Annotated in this window: 1 protein-coding gene; it reads left to right on the forward strand. The window is 41.8% G+C overall.

Annotated elements, in window-relative coordinates; genetic code table 11:
* The first annotated feature begins 34 nt into the window (after window positions 1-34).
* Window positions 35-22834, forward strand: a complete 22800-nt coding sequence (locus C9J51_RS03030; protein WP_146144929.1) for a GEVED domain-containing protein — start codon at window positions 35-37, stop codon at window positions 22832-22834.
* Window positions 22835-23067: the final 233 nt, after the last annotated feature.

Raw genomic sequence — 23067 nt, forward strand, 5'->3', positions numbered from 1 at the left:
TTTTCGTTCCCTGATTAACTACGTTGGTTGAGTTATGGAAAAGATGAAAATTATCCGTAGAGTATTAATGCTTGTTTGCTTTTGTGGCGGGTTGTTGTTCAACACCTCGATTGCTCAGGCTCAACAGTGTTCTCAAAGTTACGCTTCACCGACAACTTCTGGCGGTAATTACTATTTTGATGGTGATGGCGGTAATGGCTGGGGAACCCGAAATATCGGGGTTTATAATACCAATTTAACCGGCGGTACTGGCTCTGGTGGTCGAATAATTATTAGTGCCAATTGGGGGTGGAACAACGGTAATCAGTGGACTAGCCGTGGTGATTTTACAGAAACAATCAGGATACGGGTTAAGGTTAATGGAACTACCGTTGCTGAATTAGTGACCCCAAGTGATAGCCAAAATAATGCAACTTTATCGTCACAAGGTGGCGCTTCAATGTTGAGTGGTGGCGGTAATGTTGGTGTAACAAGTTTTGGTCAATATCCTCATAGTTCACAAATATTATTACCTTCTTGGATGACATCGATTACCAGTATTCAAATTGAAGGAACCCAAACACCAGCATCGGGTGGTTCATCAGGCGGAGCGGGTGATGACGGTGGTGTAAGAGTTAATACCTCTGGTTATGCGTGTAACTTCGAAGCAACAGATGCACCAAGTAGTTATGGCGTTGCTCGTCATAATGTCGATTTAACCGGAATTAATTTGCGTTTTGGGACGAATGTTAGTTTTGAAACTGCAAATCGCAATAGTGCATTAGCAAATTCAGATACTTTTGATGATGGTATAACTGGTTTTCCTCAGTCTGAAATTGATGCCGGCACAGGGGCCGTTTCAGTTTCTGCTAGCGTTTATAACAATACTGGCTCACCGCGTACATTTGTTGGCTGGGTTGATTGGGATCAAGATAATGCCTTTCAAGCTGATGAAGGTGTCGCGATAACGGTTCCTGCTGCGGGCTCTTCTAATGCAGATTGTACTAATACATCAGGATCTAACTTTACGTGTAATGTCGATTATATTGTTGATGTGGCAGATCGAAGTAATACTGGATATTTTTTCTCTCGGTTTAGAATCTCAAATGCGGCATTAACGACGTCAACAATTTCAACCACAGTTGATAGTGGTGAAGTGGAAGATTATCGATTCTGTATTGGTTGTTTTGATATTAGCGGTACGGTTTATTTAGATGAAAATGGCGACAGTGATATTTCCTCTGATAGCGTAACGCCAAATGAAGTAATAGTAAGACTTTATCGAGATGATGATAATGATGGTGTGCCGAGTGCGGGCGATACTTATCTACAACAAGTGACTACCGCAAGTGGCGCTTATTCTTTCACTGAACTACCGATTGATACATATTTTGTCGCAACAGCACCACCGACGAATAGCACTGCGATTTCCGAGCAAACTTATGCGGCCAGTAATACCTATACCAATGCTTTTTGTGATAGCAATGGTGATGCAACCTCAGGTGATACACCTTTAATGGCTTCTGGCGCTTGTTATGGTGGTATTGATGGCGATCGTGCTGATGCAATCACCAATTCAACCACGCGTGAACACATATCTAAGGTTGATTTATCATTTACTTCAACCAATCAGACTAATGTTGATTTTGGTTTCTCATATAACGTTGTTACTAATACCAATACATCAGCGCAAGGTTCTTTAAATCAATTTATTATTAATGCCAACAGAATTGTTGGCGCTAATGAAATGCGTTTTGTACCAACAGTTCCTGCAAACGATACTGATCCTGCTAGCGATTGGTGGGTTGTTTCTCCAACGACCTCTTTAACCACAATAACGGGCACCAATGGCGCAAATACTATCATTGATGGTACGGCATACAGCAATGCTGACGGTACAACGATCATCGATTCAAACGCTGGTAATTATTCAGAAGTACAAACCGTCGGTAGCTCTGATGGATGTAGTGTTGAAACCATTCCTGCATTAGCAAAACCTGAATTACAAATTGATATGCCAACTAACGCCAGTGCTTATGCCGCTGAATTATTAATTATTAATGCGGATAATACTACAGTACGAAATGTCTCTCTGACGGGTGGTTCTTTAGGTATTAATATTTACTCGGCGGGCATTACTGACACCTTAATTGAGCAAAACTTAATTGGTATTGATCCTGCGGGTAATGATGCGGTTATTGGACAAGAAACCTGTGGTACATCATTAGGGTGTGCGGGTATTGCGATTGCAAATGCAGGTAATGGCTCGCTTAATGGTGACAGTGGTATTATTCGTTATAATGCAATAAAAACAGCGCATAATAATATCACCTTAAATAATCTAAATAGCCAAACCAATGTTGTTAATTGGCAAGTAATACAAAATCAATTATTGGGTTCAACCTCGACCACAGCAACACCGTATCACAATGTTTATATTCGTTACGGTGTGCCTGCTTATCTTAATATTGCTGGTAATATAATGCGTGATGCAACCAGCGATGCAATATATCAACGTAATACATCGAATGTTGATTTATTCCAAACTATCACCAGTAATAACATTCAAAATGCGGACGATAATGGAGTGCATTTCCAAAGTGGTCAGTTATCGATAATCGAATGTAATATTATTCATAATAATGGTGATTCAGGGGTTTCTATTGATGGTAATACCAATATTGAAGGGTATTTAATTACTAAAAATAGTTTTGATAATAATACTGATAATGCCATTGACCTTCATAATCTCGCAACGGGTGAAGGCGTTTCACTAAATACTGATTTATGTAATAACGACACGGGCACAGGTGCCAATAATAATGTAGCTCGCCCACAAATTACTTATGCTTTTTTAGAAGGCGCAAATCTACGTGTTATTGGTGATATGTGTGCCACGGGTGAATTTACTTTTGAAGTCTATAAAGCGAGTGTTGGTACCGGTGAATTGGGCAGTGATGGGTTAAATGCAGGTGAAGGCTTAACATATTTAGGCAGCATTACGAGCCAATCAGGTTCAACATTTGATAGTTTATTTGCAACGTCGAGCATTAATGTTGGCGATGAAATTACTGTCATTGCTCAACGTACGACAACGGGTGGGAGTGGTGAATTACAAGATACTTCAGAATTTAGTGCCAATATTGTTGTTGATGTTGATAACAAAGACTGGGGTGATGCACCTGATACATCGATGTCAACCGCAATGGGTGATTACCAAACATTAAGAGCTAATGGTGGTGCCAACCATATTGTTATTGATGGTGATACTGATAATAACCCCGATCTGTTTTTAGGGGTGTTATTAGATACTGATATTGATGGGCAGCCTACTACTATCGCCGATGGTGATAATTTAGTTGATCTTGCTGATGAAGATGGCGTGACTGCGAATGGTATTTATGTGCTCAATCGTGACCGCGATATTGAGATCACAATTGGTAAGGATCCTGATTATGCGGGTACTAGCTTCCATATTTATGGCTGGATTGACTGGAACCGAGACGGTGATTGGGATGATGCAAACGAACAGATAATTAGTAATACAACAGCCACCGTTGGTATGACAACTTATACCATAACGACGCCTGTGAATGCTATTTTAGGCAATACCTATGCGCGTTTTCGGTTATGTTCAACCAATGATTGTAATACGCCCAATGGCCCAAGTATTGACGGTGAGGTCGAAGATTATGGTGAAGTGATCATCAGTATTGATTTCGGTGATGCGCCAGATACCGGGGTCGGTATTGGGACGGGAAATTATCGAACCACGTTAGCAGATGATGGCCCTCGTCACTCTATTGATGATGACTTATTCTTAGGGACCAATGCAACAGATACTGAAGTTGATGGCTTACAAAACGTTACCGCCTCTGGTGATAATTCAGACGGTATTGATGATGAAGACAGTTTATTAATTCAACCGTTAACCAGTGGCGCAACGGTTTATAATACGCAAACAACGGTGACGAATACTTCTGGTGCTGATGCTTATTTATATGCATGGTTAGATGTGAACCGTGATGGTGAATTTGATCGTGATGAGTTTATTTCAAATGGTGCAGGTCCAGGTGGCGCGATAGTTGTTGCTAATGGTGCAAGTGCAACCGCGATGCCATTATCTTGGGGGACAATTACACCACCGACCAATAATACCACGGTATATTTGCGTACCCGTTTATCGCCGGTTGCACTAACTGATGCTGTGACAGGGGCTGTTGAAGATCCACGCTCTTATGGTTATGTTGATGGTGGTGAAGTCGAAGATTACGCACTGCAAGTTGCTGATCAAGATTTTGGTGATTTACCAGATAGTTTTGATACGTTAGGACTTAGCGGCGGTCCTTACCATGGTCTAAGTAATATCAGTAATCTCTATATTGGTAATACAACTATTGATAGTGATGGAGATGGTCAACCAACGCCAAATGCGGATGGTGATGATCTCACTGGCAGTGATGATGAAAATGCCTTTAGTACTCCAACCCCTATTTTACCGTTAACAGCGACCAATTATTCTGTACAAGTGTCAGTTCGTAATAATACTGGTGTTGATGCTTACCTTTATGGTTGGTTAGATTGGAATCAAAATAACCAGTTTGAAGCGGCAGAATATGTTGCAGTAACAGTACCAACAGGTACAACAGTATCATCACCTATTACATTAACGTTTACGGGTATTTCAGGACAAAGTGATGGTAATGCAGCACTGCGTTTACGTTATACCACCGCAGGGTTAGCTAATACAGGTTGGGGCGGTGCTGCACCTGATGGTGAGGTCGAAGATCATTATGTTCTTGTTGGTAGCTATGATTTTGGTGATGCGCCAGATACTGGCGTAGGTGTTGCTGCTAATAATCAACGTACATTATTGAGTGATGATGGCCCTCGTCATGGTCTTAACAACCAACTGTTCTTCGGTGCCGCTATTGATGCTGAGCAAGATGCAAATAATCCTGCCAATAGTGCTGATGGTGATGATCTTGATGCCAATGGTGATGATGAAGATGGCGCGCTGTTAATTCCACTTCATTCAAGTGCAACGTCATATGATTTACCAGTTACGGTTACCAATAATACTGGTAGTGACGCATATATTTATGCATGGATTGATTTTGACCGTACAACAGGTTTTGATCGCGATGAATTTGCTGGTGGCGCAGCGGGAGTTCCGATAACCGTACCGACAGGCACCAACAATGGTAACGTCACTATTTCATGGAATAGTTTTCCTGGTATTGCCATTAATACTGATGTCTATATTCGTTTACGTTTAACCTCTGATGTATTAACTGATTCAGCGACAGGCACTGCCGAAGATCCGCGTTCATTTGGTATTGCCACTGATGGTGAAGTTGAAGATTATTATTTACGGGTTGATACCTATGATGGTGGGGATGCGCCAGATAGTTACGATACGTTATATACCAGCAATGGTCCGTCGCATTATCACAATAATCTCAACTTGTATATTCGTGATGCAACTCATGACAATATTCATGATACCGACGGCCAACCAACGCCAAATGGTGATGGTGATGATAACGATGGAACAGATGATGAAAATGCGGATTCTCTAACGCGTATTCCATTATTAGGGGTATTAGATACTACCTATACCTTAGGTGTGCCACTTTATAATGGAACAGGTGCCGATGCTCATCTTTATGCTTGGATTGATTTTAACCAAGATGGTGATTTTGCAGATGCTGGTGAATTTACATCATTAGAAAATCTTGTAAATAGTACCAATACTTCAGCACAAACAACACCAACAACCGAATTAACTTGGACGGGTATTTCAGGGTTAACTCAAGGTAGTACGTTTGTTCGTCTTCGTTTAACCAGTGATATTTTAACGGCCGATGATTGGGGTGGTATCGCTTTAAATGGTGAAGTCGAAGATCATCAAATATTTATTGGTGATTTTGATTTTGGTGATGCACCAGATACCGCAAACGGAGTGAGTGCGAATAATTATCGGACTAACTTTAATGATCAAGGTGCTTACCATGGTTTAGATGCGGCTGTTTATTTAGGTGCTGCCGCGCCAGATACTGAAAATAATGCTAATACACCAGCCATATATGCATTAGGTGATGATCAAGATGCGAACGGTGATGATGAAGATGGTGTCTTTATTTTACCGCTACACAATACCGCAACGACTTATGCTCTTCCGGTAACAGCAACCAATAATAGTGGCGCTAATGCTTACCTTTATGCGTGGATTGACTTTGACCGCAATGGTCGATTCGACCGTGATGAATTTGTAGGAGGCGCGGCTGGTTCTCCAATCACAATAGCAACAGGAACAACAAGTGCCACACTTGATGCCATTTGGGACAGTTTTCCAGGTATTGCAGTGAATACTGATGTTTATGCCCGATTCCGTATTACTACTGATTTATTGTCCGATTCAGTGACAGGTACAACGGAAGATCCTCGCTCTTATGGTGGTGTTACAGATGGTGAAGTTGAAGATTATTATATTCGTGTTGATACCTATGATGGTGGTGATGCGCCAGATACATATGACACGTTATACCTAAGTGATGGTCCTGCCCATTATCATGTTAATGCCAACCTTTATATTCGTAGTGCAACCCATGATGATGCCCATGATACCGATGGTTTGCCAACAGTAGGCGTTGATGGTGATGATAATGATGGTGTTGATGATGAAGATGTTGATTCCTTAACAAAGATTCCATTGCTCGGTGTTTCAGATACGACATATACGTTAGGAGTTCCGCTTTATAATGGAACTGGCGTTAATGCTAATCTTTATGCATGGATTGATTTTAACCAAGATGGTGATTTTGCTGATGCGGGTGAATTTACCTCACTAGAAAACATCATTAATGGTACCAATACCTTAAATCAAACGGCACCGACAACTGAGTTAGTTTGGAATGGTATTGGTGGCTTAACCCAAGGCAGTACTTATGTTCGTATTCGTTTAACTAATGACACGTTAACGGCTAGTGACTGGGGCGGTTTTGCTCTTAATGGGGAAGTAGAAGATCATCAAATCTTTATTGGTGATTATGATTTTGGTGATGCGCCAGATACTACAAATGGCGTTGCAGCTAATAATTATCGAACCACGTTAAATGATGGCGGCCCTTATCATGGTCTGAATAATAATTTGTATTTAGGTGCTGCGGTACCTGATACAGAAAATGACGCCAATGCACCTGCGATACTGGCATTGGGTGACGATGATGATGTCAATGGTGATGATGAAGATGGTGTCTTTATTATGCCATTACATAACTCAGTGACTAATTATGGGGTGCGCTCGGTTGTAACCAATAATACAGGCAGCGATGCATATATTTATGCATGGATAGATTTTGATCGTAATGGTCGTTTCGATCGTGATGAATTTGCGGGTGGTGCTGCGGGCGCGCCGATAGTTGTAAATTCAGGCGTATCTAATTTTGTCGCCAATATTAATTGGAATAGTTTCCCTGGTATTGCTAATAACACCGATGTTTATGTTCGTGTTCGTTTAACCAGTGAGTTATTAAGTGATGCGGTTACAGGAACAACGGAAGATCCACGTTCATTTGGTGGTGCAGTTGATGGTGAAGTTGAAGACTATTATTTACGTGTCGATACCTATGATGGTGGTGATTTACCTGAAAGCTACCAAACATCATACAGTAACGGCGGTCCAGCTCATTATCATACCAATGCAAATTTATATATTCGAGATGCAACCCATGATAATAATCATGATGAAGATGGACAACCAACGGCTGCTGCAAATGGTGATGATAACGATGGCACTGATGATGAAAATGCTGACAGTTTAGTTCCACTGCCTATTTTAACATTGACGGATACCAGTTATACCGTAGGGGTTCCGCTTTATAACGCAACAGGGGCTGACGCAAATCTTTATGCTTGGTTAGATTTAAATCAAGATGGTGATTTTGATGATGCTGGCGAGTTTGCTTCACTTGAAGGGCTTGTTAATGGAACGAATACTTCAGCACAAACAGCCCCAACGACTCAGTTAACATGGGCGGGTATCAGTGGACAAACAACAGGTGATATGGCGTTACGCCTTCGTTTAACATCTGATATTTTAACGGCGACAGATTGGGGTGGAATTGCCAAAAATGGTGAAGTTGAGGATCATTATGTTTATGTAGGCGATCCCGATTTTGGTGATGCGCCAGATACCTCTTCAACAACGGCGGCGAATAACTATCAAACACTTTATAACTATTTTGGCCCTTATCATTTATTCGTAGATGGTTTGTATATTGGTAATACGGCGCCTGATATTGATGATGGAACATTACAAGATATAACCGCAACTGCCGATGATCTTGATGCAACCGATGATGAAGGACCAATTACATTACCGCCATTATTTAATGGTATGGATTCATACAAAATTACTGTGCCAGTTACAAATACGACGGGTAATATTGCCACCTTGGCAGTATGGATCGATTTCAATCGAAATGGTCAATTTGATGATAGTGAAGGACAAATTGCAGTTGTGCCAACGGGATCAAGTAATACGCCAGTAGAACTTGAGTGGGCGACGATTCCTGCCGTTACCAATAACACAACCTCATTTGTGCGTTTACGTTTAACTAATCGTTTAGTCGGGCAAATCAGTGATATTTCATCATTAGGCGGTGAAGCGGGTGGTGAAGTTGAAGATCATAGTATTTTCTTTGGTCTACAAGATTTAGGTGATGCGCCTGCGAGTTATCTAGTTGATCCTTTATTAGGTGGTCCTCACCATATTATTACCAATAACACCAACTTGTATTTAGGTACTTCAACTATTGATGGTGATGAAATTGTATTAGCGTCTGTTGATGCTCTTGGTGATGATAATAATGGTAGTGATGATGAAAATGGTACCAGCCAACCATTAACTTCAATTCCGATTAACGGTTCAAGCCATAGCTTAGAGCTCACAGTACGTAATACAACAGGTAATGATGCCTATCTAGCGGGTTGGATTGACAGTAACCGTAATGGTATTTTTGATGAAATCGAAGGCCGAGTTGATGTTATTCCTACGACTCAGAATGGTGTTTATACCTATTCATTTGATTCAAATCAGATGCAAAATCTCTCTGTCGGTAATACCTTTATTCGTTTCCGTTTAACGACCGATCCATTAACAACGACCGATGTTGGTGGCCGTGCGTCAGATGGTGAAGTCGAAGACTTTATGATTCAAATTGGTGGTCAAGATTTAGGTGATTTACCCGATACTTCTTCAGCAACGGTGGCGAATAATTATCAAACGAATTTAACCTTTGGTGGGCCTTATCATAATGTTGCCGCTGAGCCTAATCTATATCTAGGCACTGTAGCGCCTGATGTTGATGGCGCAACACCACAGAGTACTGATGCGACAGGTGATAATGTCACAGGGATTGATGATGAAAATGCCTTAGCAGATATTGCCTTACCTGATTTAGATGCAGGTGATAATTATGACACCAATATTACGGTGACAAACAGTTCAACCTCTACCGCATATTTATATGCATGGATTGATTGGGATCGTGATGGTAATTTTGAAAGTGATGAGATTGCACAAGCATCAATTAATAGCCTTGGTTCAACCCAAGCGATTAATAATGGTGTGATAACTATTCCTGCGAGTACGGGGACAGAGACTTATACCGTTACTTTTACGACAGACACTGCATTAGTAGATGCAAGAACTTATGGCGTACGGTTACGACTAACAACAGAGTTACTCACTGATGGTGATGTAACAGCAACCGTTGATGAGCGTTCGTTAGGTGCCGCTCAAGATGGTGAAGTGGAAGATTTCTTTGTCACAGCTGAAAACACAGATTTAGGTGATTTACCTGATTCATACTTAACTTTACCTGTTAGTGGCGGCCCGGCGCATTACTATGTTAGTAACCTGTATCTAGGTGCTAATAATATTGATGATGACGATCAAGCGTACCCAGATGCAGCGGCATTAGGTGATGATAATACGGGTGTTGATGATGAGACTGGATTAGTTGAGCCATTGACCACAGTTGCTACCAGTATTACTAGCTACAGTGTTGATCTTGCGGTTTACAACTACTCGGGCTCTAATGCAACGTTAGTCGCTTGGTTAGATACCAATCAAGATGGTAGCTTTAGTGCAGATGAGGTTGTCGATGATCTAAATGTCGTTGCGACAAGTACACCATTTAGTAACGCTACATTTGCGTCTGATAATTTGCCAACCAGCAGTAATAACTTAACCAATAAAGTGACATTGACGTGGAATGGTATTTCAGGGTTAGCACAAGGTTCAATGGGACTGCGTATTCGTGTTGCTAATACCAGTTTAACCGCCAATGATTGGGGTGGTATTGCCCAAGGTGGTGAAGTTGAAGATTATGTCGTTTATGTTGGTCAATTTGACTTTGGTGATGCCATTGATAGTGCGGCTAACATAGGTGTTAATAACTACCGCACCACTTTGAGTGACAATGGTGCTTATCATGGTATCGATAATACGATATTGATGGGTGCTTTACTCGATAGTGAAAGTGATGCCAATGACCCAACTACTGCCTTTGCTCAAGGCGATAATATTACTGGCAGTAATGATGAAGATGGTGCGTTTATTCCACCATTAAACAATACCAATACGACCTACAATATTCCTGTGACGGTAACCAATAATAGTGGTAGTAAAGGGTATCTGTATGCTTGGATTGATTTTGATCGCAATGGTCGATTTGATCGTGATGAATTCTTTGGTGGTAATACCGCTGAGCCTAGAGAAATTAATACCGGTAACACTAATACAACAACAAACTTAGGTTGGAATACATTCCCAGGCATCGCAACAGGTACTGATGTTTATATTCGTATTCGTTTTACAACTGATTTATTAGCTGACACAGAAAATGGCGCTATAGTTGAAGATTCACGTTCTTATGGTGGCGCGAGTGATGGTGAAGTTGAAGATTATTATATTCGAGTAGAAACCTATGATGGTGGTGATGCTCCTGATACTTATGACACCTTATACACCAGTGGTGGACCTTACCATCGTCATAATACCGCTAATTTATATATTAGAAGTAATAACCATGATAATGGTCATGATCAAGATGGTCAGCCATCTAATGGTGCGGTCGGTGATGATACCGACGGTATTGATGATGAAAATGCCGATGATCTCACTCCATTCCCAATTTTAGCCGTTGCAGATACCACTTATACTGTTGGTGTTCCTCTTTATAATGCGACAGGCAGTGATGCACATTTATATGGTTGGATTGATTTTAACCAAGATGGTGATTTTGCTGATGCTGGCGAGTTTACTGAATTAACCTCGATTGTAAATGCAACCAATACCAGTACTAGTGCAACGCCAACAACCCAATTAACGTGGACCGGAATCAGTGGATTAACCGCAGGTAGCACCTATATGCGCTTACGTTTAACTAACTCTGTTTTAACTGCTAATGATTGGGGTGGCGAAGCTATTAATGGTGAAGTGGAAGATCATCAAATATATATCGGGGCGCTAGATTTTGGTGATGCTGAAGATGGTGTAGCTGGAACCGCAGCAGGATCGGGCGATTACCGTTCTCGTTTAGCTGATGATGGTCCATATCATGTTATCAATAATAATATTTATATTGGTAATAGTGTGCCTGATAGTGAAGCCGATGCTAATCCAAGCAGTGGCCCAATTAAGGCTGATGGTGACGATACCACAGGCAGTGATGATGAAGACGGCGTGACGTTACGTGCATTAGATAATTCACCTGTACCGAGCAGTTATACCGCAGCAGTTAATGTCACCAATAATACCGGACAAGATGCAACGTTGTATGGCTGGATTGATTGGGATCGTAATGGTCAATTTGGTTCAGATGAAGTGGCCGAAGTTATCGTACCTACGGGCACTAATGGTTCGGTTGATATTACATGGAACAGCTTTACGGGTATTGCAACAGGCTTTACGTTAACCCGTTTCCGTTTAACAACTGATGGATTAGTCAACGGTAACAGTGGTGCAGCAGAAGATACCCGTTCATTATTTGGTGCCAGCGATGGTGAGGTGGAAGATCATTTAATCTATATCGGTGATCAAGATATGGGTGATGCGCCTGATACTTATCAAACCTTAAGTGCCAGTGATGGTCCATTCCACGGACGTAGCAATAGTGCCACCGTTTATCTTGGTACGGCAACGATTGATGCAGACACAGATGGTCAACCAACCAGTGATGCGTCTGGGGATGATAACAATGGCAGTGATGATGAGAATGGTTTATCTCAACCATTAGCAAATATTGCGATTGCAGCCACCTCTTATAGTGTGCCTGTTACTTTACGTAATTCTGAGCTTGCCAGTAATCCGGCAACCTTAGTCGCATGGCTTGATACTAATCAAGATGGTGAGTTTAGTGCTGCTGAAGTTGTATCAACCATTAATTATGATACGACAGGTGATGCGCCATTTAGCACTGATAATATTCCATATTTTAATGGTGTTAAAACCGCAGTATTAACATGGAATGGTATTTCAGGCTTAACAAATGGCTCGATGGCATTACGTATTCGAATTAGCTACCTGACAGATCTCACCGCTAATGATTGGGCTGGCCAAGCATTAGATGGTGAAGTTGAAGATTACATGGTCTTTGTGGGTGAGTTTGATTACGGTGATGCACCTGATGAGGCTGCGAATGTCGGGGCGAATAATTACCGTACAACCCAATCAGGTAGTGGGCCATTCCATGGTGTTGATAGCAATCTGTTTATGGGTATAGTGCCAGATGCAGATAATGATGCTCAAACACCGACGATAGCACTTCAAGCATCAGGCGATGATATTACAGCTAGTGATGATGAAGATGGCTTAATTTTACCACCATTAACCACAACCCAAGGTAGCTATAGCGCAAATGCGATGGTGACGAATAATACTGGCAGTGATGCTTATATTTATGCTTGGATTGATTTCGATGGTAATGGTCGTTTTGATCGTGATGAATTTGTTGATAATGGTACAGGTACTGGTGGTGCAATTGTTACTTCAACAGGCTTAACAAATAGTTCTGTTGAGTTGGATTGGACGGCAACAACAGGATTAGCCGCGGGTCAAAATCGCTATATGCGTGTGCGTATTACTTCTGAATTATTAGCCGATAGTGCAACAGGCGTTAATGAAGATCCTCGTTCTTATGGTGGCGTATCAAATGGTGAAATAGAAGATCACTATTTATTAAGTGATAGCGTTCGATATGATGGTGGTGATGCCCCTGATTCATACCTTGTTCGTTTTGCTGACGGTGGTCCAATTCATCCTATTAGTACTACGCTACGTTTAGGTACAGCAACCACTGATGGTGAAGATGCTGATGGAAGTAGTGATGCGTTACTTGATGATATTACAGCCACTGCTGATGAAGATGGTATTTCATTACCGACATTAGCCTTAAGCGCAACCAGTTATACATTGGATGCAAATGTACTTAATAATACAGGTGCAAATGCAGATCTTATTGTATGGATTGATTGGAATCAAAATGGTGTCTTTGATGCTGCTGAAGGGCAAGTGATTAGTGCGACTTCAAACGGAACCAATACTGTTTATAACCCTAGTTGGAACAGTTTAACACCTGTGACTGCGGGCTATTATTTTGGACGAGCACGTTTAGCGCCCAATAGTGATGGTTTAACGGTTTCTGATGCTGGTGGCACCGCAACATCGGGTGAGGTTGAAGACTTTAGAATCTCAGTATTAACCGCTCAAGATTGGGGTGATGCCCCAGATGCTTATCATACTTTAGCTACAAATAATGGTGCCAATCATGCGCCTTCAACAAACCTTTATATAGGTACGACAGCGGCTGATGCTGATGTTGATGGTCAACCAAGTGTGGCAGCTGATGGTGATGATAATAATGCTACGGCGGATGAAACTGCTCCGACTTTCCCTATTCTTTCTCCGTCAATGACAACATGGTCATTTGATACCACGGTAACAAATAACACTGGCGGTGCAGCAACACTGCATGCATGGGTTGATCATGACTTAGATGGTGAATTCCAACTTGATGAATATACCAGCGTTGCGGTTGCTGATGGTGCAACGGATCTTCCAATTAGTGTCGCTTGGATTAATCTATCTAACGCCGAAGGCGGTAATGTTGGTGATAGTTATGTTCGTTTACGTTTAACAACCGATACATTAGTTGATGATGGCGCGACAGCCATTGATGAACGCTCACAAGGCGCAGCGACCGATGGTGAGATAGAAGATCATTATCATAAAGTCACCTTCCATATGTTAATCCAGCAAGATTCAGGTGCGATTGAATATACATTACCCAATACGGCAAATAATACTGTCGCTCTCATGGAAAACAATTATGGGGTTGGTTATGTAACTTACGACCTTCTTGTTCCGACAGATAATATTACCACTGATTTCACTTTGCGTGATTATCAATTCATTCTTTATCAATCAGATTTAGCGGGTGGCGTAAGCCCTGATACAACTGCAGAAATTGATGCGTTACTTGATTATCGTAATCAAGGTGGTGTACTGCTGTCTCTTGTTGAAGGTGATCGATTTGCCGATGCAACCACGACCCGTATTAATGCATACATGGGACAACAAGTAGGGTTCCCTGGTACAAGTGCAACGGGTTTTGCAGGGTATGCTGGACCAACAACACTACCTCGTTTCCATCCATCTGATGGCCCTGGTGCATTATCAACCCAAGCAACAGTAGCAACTACGGGTACGCTATCAACGATTACGGGTATTGATCACCGTAGTGTTATTTATACGCTGCCAACGGTAACAGGCTCTTGTAATAATGTTGATGCGATGGCGTGGTTGATTCCATATGATCCAACCACAACCGGTGGTTATGGATATCCTCGTACGCATACAGGTCCATGGGTTGGTTCTGGTGAGCGTCAGTTCTATTTCACGCCAAATTACTATTCAAGCAATCTTACGCCTTACCAAGCGTTAATGGATTTTGTGTATGACTACTACGAAGATCAAAGTGCGTTCTTAGCGCGTAATAATTGGTTAGCAGATGATGCCAATGTGAATGGCAATTGTTCAAATACAGAGCTTGATTTTGATGATTTACCAGATTCAGGGGCAGGCACTGCGACAGGTGATTATGTAACAGCCTTCCAATTTGATGGTCCTCGTCACCAACTTGGTGCCAATATATTTATAGGTACAGCGCCAGATGGTGAAACTGATGCGTATGCAACGGTTGCAGCCAATGGTGATACTGATGATGGTGTCGAGATATTACCGTTATCGAGTACCGCTACTCAATATTCAGTGCGTGTTACAGCCACCAATACTACGGGTACCGATGGTAATGTATATGCGTGGGCTGATTGGAATAAAAATGGTGATTTAGAAGCATCTGAAATGCAGACTATCGCTGTTGCTGATGGTGAAACAGATATCGTAAAAGTGCTGACATGGCCAATCACAACGGCTATTACCAATGGTGATACTGTTTATGTTCGTGTGAGAATTTGTAATACCACTACCGACTGTAGTACTGCTATTGGTGAAGCGACCAATGGTGAAGTTGAAGGGTATGCGATTTCTGTTTCTGATAATGTAGATTTTGGTGATGCGCCAGATACGTATTTAACCTTAGCGGGAAGCGGAGGTCCATTCCATTATGGTGATACGTCGTTATTCCTTGGCGATCAAGCCAGTGATGGTGAGCCTGATGGTATACCAACAGCAACGGCAGATGGCGATGATACCAATGCCTCTCCTGATGATGAGGATGGCGTTAATGTCATTTCACCGATTAACATTAATGCGAGTGATTATAGTCTTACCGTTGAAGCGTCAAATACTTCAGGATCAGTTGCTTACCTCGCGGTTTGGATTGATTTTAACCAAAGTGGTACCTTTGAGGCTGGCGAAGGGCAAATTCAAATCGTACCTGATGCCTCTTCAGAAGTGCAATATGTATTTAATTGGACAGGGCTAACAGGATTAACGGCAGGAGTTACCTATTCACGTATTCGTATTACTAATGATGTGTTAACAACATCGTCAATGGGTGGAATCGCCACTAATGGTGAAGTTGAAGATCATCTTATTGTCATGGGTACATTTGATTTAGGTGATGCGCCAGATACCTATGGAACCGATCGTACTAATGCCAGTGGTGAGGGTATAGGCCCAATGCATATTCCTAGTGCAACCATTTTCCTTGGTACCAATGCTACGGATGCTGAAGCTAACGGCTTTGTAGATGGTATCGATGATAATGGCCTTGCTCAAGATGATGACTTCGCGGGTGTTAATGATGAGGATGGTGTAACTATTCCGGCTGTAATGTCGGCAGAGCCAAGTAGTACAGAAACCTTAACGGTACGGGTACATACTGATGTTGATGCCACTGTTTATGCATGGTTAGACTTTGATCGTGATGGTGTGTTTGATGTGGCGACTGAAGCAGCAACGCCAGTGAGTATTACGGCAGTGAATGACGATACTGACGTTACATTAACCTTTACGACACCGAATGATGTGCTTGATGGTGGTAGTTATGTTCGTGTTCGTATTTGTTCAACCACAACGGTATGTTCAACGCCTCATGATGTAGCGAATGACGGTGAAGTTGAAGATCATCGTATCATTCTTGATGTTGCTTATGATTATGGTGATGCGCCTGAAACCTTAGGATATAACACCTTATTTACTAGTAATGGTGCGCGTCATCGCATTGGTAATACGACATTAAGCTTGGGTTCTGTTATTGGTGACGGTGATAGTGACGGCTTTGGTGACGGTGTTGATGATAATGGTGATGCAACCGATGATGATACGTTAAATATCAATGATGAAGATGGTATCTCTACAGTTGGTTTCTTATCTCAAGGTGCTACGAGCTTTACTCAAGATGTGATTTGTAATGATCATAATGGCACCGCAGATATGGGTGCAAATGTCTATGCTTGGGTTGACTTTAATGCTGATGGTGATTTTGCCGATAGTGGTGAATTTGCTCTAGCGGCTTGTACTGATGCCGATGCAGTTACTGATGGTAGTGCGTCATTAAGTTTCCCTTCAATAAATACCACTACTGTTGCAACTGAAACCTACATGCGTCTTCGTATTACATCTGAAACATTAACTGTTGATGATTACAACGGCACGGCTATTAATGGTGAAGTTGAAGATCATCAAATTCCAATTTTAAAAGGACCAATTCAACCAATAACCCCTGCGGTTGTGATAGCGCAATGTTTGAATTCTGGCAATATTGAAGGTGTTTCAGGTACACCTGTTGATATTACGGGTGTGGTTAATACTTATTACCCAGCAACGGCAAATGCATTAACGGGCACGAATAGTATTACGCTTGGTACGGCAACAGGTAATACGACAGAGACCTTAAATCCAGGTGATCGGGTGATGATCATTCAGATGCAAAATGCCTCAATTGATACCACTAATACCGATAGTTATGGTAATGGTGTTGCTGGTGGGTATGCCAGTGGTTGGGTTGATTACGGCACAACGGGTCAATATGAATTTGCGACAGTGGCTAGCTTTACCGATCCGACTTTAGTATTAAGTGAAAATTTAACGAATAACTTTACTGCTGACGGAAATAGTTCTTTCCAAGTTGTACGTATTCCAATGTATGAAGATGCACGTTTAACTGGCACGGTTACGTCTGCTGACTGGGATGGTTCTAGTGGCGGTATTGTGTCGCTTTATATTAATGGCACTCTAGATCTTAATGGCAATATTATTGACGTTAACGGTAAAGGCTTCCGTGGTGGTACAAAAAATACCGCCAATGGTATTGCGACCGGACTTAATTACGTTATGGCTGTAACCAATATCGATGGTGGTAAGGGTGAAGGTATTGCAGGAACCCCAGTGAGTCTTGGTGGTTTAGGCTATAGCGATGGTGATAATGGTATCGGCGCGCCAGCAAATGCTGGTGGTGGTGGTAACTTTAATTCTGGTGGTGGTGGTGGTGGTAACGTTGGCCCTGGTGGTAGAGGCGGCAATTATTCAAGTTCAACCAGTTTTTATCCGGGAGAACCAGGTACAGGTATTGGGCTGGCTGATCCTACTCGTTTAACTCTTGGTGGCGGTGGCGGTGCAGGTCAAGAAAATAATGGTGTCGGTCGTGATGGCGCTGATGGTGGTGGTATCGTATATATCACAGCTAATACAGTGACAGGAACAGGTACTATTAATGCCAATGGTAATACTTCACCAAATGCTGGTGGCGATAGCCCCGGTGGTGGTGGTGCGGGTGGCTCTGTATTGCTATACAACACCGATGGTACATCTCTATCAACACTAACCGTTAATGCTGTCGGTGGTAATGGTGCAAGTTCATCTGGTGGTCATGGTCGCTCTGCTGGTGGCGGTGGTGGTGCAGCTATCTTTAATAGTTCAGGTGCTACTGCTAATGTCAGTGCAGGTACTGCAACATGTTCTGGGCAGTTATTATGTGGCGATGACGGTGGCGATGGTCAAGTGATCAATACTGCGACATTACCAACAGCGCCTGCCGTGTGTAGCTTTGAACTGTCTGGTTTTGTCTTTGATGACAGCAGCACTGCACCATCAGTTAATGGTATTAAAGATGTAGCAGAAGCGGGTCTTGGTATTGCTGTACCTGTGATTGCTTATAACACCACAACCAGTGAGTGTTTTGTTGCCACAGCGGATGCAATAACGGGTGCTTACTCAATGACTATTCCTGGTGGAAACTATGAAGTTTATGAAGCAGCACTTGAAACTGATTTAGTTAATCCAACCTGTCCACCAACCATTGGAACGCTAGATCCAAATGCTGGTGGTTATGCTGGTGCGACAATTGGTGATCCAATCAATGTTCATTCTAGCTCACCTAACATTCAATCAGTTGCGTTAACAACGGATGTGAGTGATGTTAACTTTGCTGATTTCACCATTGTGACGTTCCCAACTTGTAGCAGTGATGGTTATTTGTTGCGTAATAGCCCAACCGATATTACTAGTATTAATTTGGCTATGGGTACAGTAACACCGTTATATGATGATGTTTTGCCAACAGGCACTGGTGTCTTTGGTGGTACGGGGTATAACTTTATTACCAATACACTTATCGGCGATAACATTAAAAATAAAGACACTGTTTTAATGGTTGATGGTGCAGGATCTGCCTTCGTGTTACCAATTACAGGAAGTACGATGGCAATCAATAACTATAACAGTGGTGATATCGATGATAACGGGGTGCTATTGCTGATGAATAATAGTGGCACCAGTATGTATCGTATTGATGTTAATCCAAATAGTAGTACTTATTTGCAGCAAATAGGTGAGATTACAGTCTCTGCTCCAGTGATGGCCGATATGGCGATTAATCCTATTGATAATATGCTTTATACCTTAACGCCTACGGGAAATTTAGTGAAATTTGATCCTATAACAGGGACGCGAACTAACTTGGGTTACGTTGGTGTTAATGGCGAAACTGGTACTGGATGGGGCGCGGTATACTTTGATGATCAAGGCTTCTTCTACGCATCTCAAAATCCAAATCCTGGCCGTATTGTTCGAATTGATATTTCAGACCCAAGTCTTCCATCTGGTGGTTATAGTGCAGTCAACTTCACTCAGATGAATGCTGCAACCAGCCAAAATGATGGTGCGCGTTGTCGTTTCGCTCCACTGCCGTTAGATTTTGGTGATGCGCCTGAAACCACTGGTTATCCTACAACATTGGCTAATAATGGCCCTCGTCATTTAACTGAAGAAACAGGGTTATATATTGGTTCGGTAGCGGCAGATAATGAAAATGATGGTCAGCCAGATGCTGATTATGCAGGTGATGATAATAACGGTACAGCTCCTGATGATGAAGATGTATTAAGTGCATTAATTACTGCCGATGTATCAAGTCCTACTGTGACGCAAACCGTTCCTGTGGTAAATACAACAGGCAGTGATGCGTATTTATCTGGTTGGATTGACTTTGATAATAGCGGCTCATTTGATGATGATGAAAGTGCATGGATTATTATTCCAAGTGGTGCAACATCAGCAACATTGACATGGAATAATGTGGGCACTTCTGGGGCAAATATCAGTAACAGTGTGGTGGGTTATCGTTTACGTATTAGTTCTGATTTTAATACAACAACAAATACGCCACTAGATGCTGATGGTAATGTCTTCCCAGATCCTATTGGGCCAGCACCTGATGGCGAGATCGAAGATTATCGAGTATTAGTGTCAAGCCTTAATGGTGATAATACTTGTGACATTATTGTTGAAACCAAAGGTGATAATACCAGTGGTTATGATTTTGCGGAATTTGATCCAACCACCAATCCTGCCCAATTAAATAATATTGTGAGTCCTATTGTTATTAATGGTTATCCAAATGCTGAAAATATTAATGCTATTGGTTTTAATCGCCTAAGTGGTTTGTTTTACGGTACTTTTATTGATGGAAGCTCTACTAATGACGATGTGATTTTATTTGTAACGGATCGTGATGGTACTGAATTTGTTTCTCTTGGTACGATACGATCTGATGGCGTACAGAGTATTATTCATTCGATACATGGAACCTCTAATTTTGCTAATAATCAAATATTATCTCGATTAGGCGGTAGTTCAAATATTAGTTATCCTGTTCGAGGTGATGTGTCACCTGATGGGCAGTATCTCTACATTATGAATGGGAATTGGGATTCTCTCGTTCGTATTGACTTAAATACTCAGACGTTTACGACGATCACATTGTCTTCAACACCAGCTATGGGTGGCGATTTCTCCTTCAGCTCGAATGACGGTATGTTATATGGTGTTGATCTACCAGGTGGTAACTATATTCAAATCAATCCAACTACAGGAGCGGTGACAATAAATCCTCTGAACTTCAACGGGTTACTTCCTGTGACGAATACCGGTAGTGCTGGGGCGGGGGGAACCATTATGGATGATGGTATTATGCTTTATGCCTTTGCTAATGGTGGTGATCACGATACCGATGGTGATAATGCTCACGATCTGATTGATAAGACGGCAGTTTATCAATTGAATGTGATTACTGGTGAGTTGATGTTTGTAACTGAAGGTATTGATGTCTCGGTTCAAGGTAATGATGCTGCTGGTTGTTACTACGCACGAGACTATGGTGATGCACCTATTTCTTACGGTGATGCTTTCCATAATTACTCTGATACAGGCAATGATGGTGATGCTGCGCTTGATGGCGATCAAGATCTCACGTTGGGTGCTAATTGGGACAGTGAGTTTGTTAGTCAGTTCTCCCTTGATGCAACAGGCGATGATCTTCAAGCTTCTGATGATGAAGATGGCGTAACTCTTCCTGCTAGTATTACGGTTGCAACATCTACTCCAGTGACCGTATCTGTGCCACAAGCTGCGGGTTTCTTAAATGTATTTATTGATCTGAATGGCGATGGTGATTTTGCTGATGTTGGCGAGATGATTATTGAAGACCAATTGATTACAGCAGCCACAACGAATCTTGATTTCAATTTAGATGCAGGGCTTACCGCAGGTTATAACGGTGATACATTTGTTCGTTTCCGTTTATGTAGTACGGCAGCAACGTGTAATTCTCCAATAGGTGAAGCCGCTGATGGAGAGGTAGAAGATTATCAATTTGAGTTAATTAATCAGATTGTGCTCAGTGGTTTTGTGTTTGAAGATAATGGTATCTCGGGCGCAACCGCGGCTCATGATGGTATTTTTGATGGTGGTGAAGTTGGTATTGGTAATACAGTTGTGCGTGCTATTTATAACGGCACAGGTGCTGGTGGATTTACAACTGGTGATGTTGTTGCAACAACGGTGACCTCGGGTGATGGTGGCTATCTATTAGTCGTACCAGTATCACTTGCTAATGAAAATCTTGTACTTGAGGTGGTTAAACAAGCTGATTGGATTGATATTAGTGAAGCTGATGTGTCAGCGCTTACTCAAGTCACCAATACCAGTGTTATTGATAGTCAGATGTTAATTAATGCTGCTGCGGGTGATTATTTAACGGGCTTAAACTTCGGTAAAGTGAAAGAACCGCGTATGGAGCCTGATAACTTTACTGAAACTGAGCCGGGTAAAGGAGTGCTCTTTAGTCATAAATTTACAGCTGAAACCGCAGGTAGTGTTAACTTTACCATTATGAATATCTCTACGGAGCCCGCAAATGACGGTTGGAGCGCAATACTGTATCAAGATAATGACTGTAATGGTTCAATTGATGGGGCTGATAGTCAGATAGCTAACCCTGTCGCTGTAAGTGGTGATAGTAGTGTTTGTTTAATCAGTAAAGTATTTGTTCCTGCTGATGCACCATTAAATGCGCTTTATCATTATGATATTCAAGCTGATATGACGTTTGAGGATAGTGTTGCAACAGGTCATGATGTTACTCGACAAGTGATAGATACCGATACTGTTCGTGCTACTTTCGCGGGTGCTGGTGAGTTGAAGCTTAATAAAACAGTGGAAAATCTGACTCAAGCTACTGGTGTAAGTACCAGTAATGACGGTAAACCGGGTGATATTTTAGAATATTCTATTGAGTTTACCAATGTGGGGAGTGGGCCAATAACAGAAGTCACAATATTTGATACTACACCTGCTTATACTGACTTAACGTTAGCGATTGATTGTACATCTGGTGTTCTACCTGCTGGTTTAACATGTAATGTATTAACACCAAATGGTGCAAATATTGCGGGTTATGAAGGTGAAGTACGCTGGGAAATGACCGGAGCCTTAAATCCTAGTGAAACTGGAACTGTTATTTATCAAGTTACTATCAAATAGTGGAAACAGTACTCATGTTAGCTAATTGCTAGCATTAGTCATTACTTCCATTCAATAGTAAATGGCTTATATAAGAATGCTGTGGTGATTAATCTCACCACATTCATTCCTTCCGTAAGTAACGAATACTCGTTATCCTGATAGAAAAATGTTAATTAATGCCGTTGGGAGTTTGAATATTTTATTATCGGAATTTTGATTTTATCGTAGTTCTCAGAATATTTAAAAGTATG

Source organism: Photobacterium iliopiscarium, from assembly GCF_003026395.1.
GTDB lineage: Bacteria > Pseudomonadota > Gammaproteobacteria > Enterobacterales > Vibrionaceae > Photobacterium > Photobacterium iliopiscarium.

Excerpts from the sequence above, each read along its gene's own strand:
- C9J51_RS03030 (WP_146144929.1), top strand. The coding sequence starts at position 35 with ATGGAAAAGATGAAAATTATCCGTAGAGTATTAATGCTTGTTTGCTTT.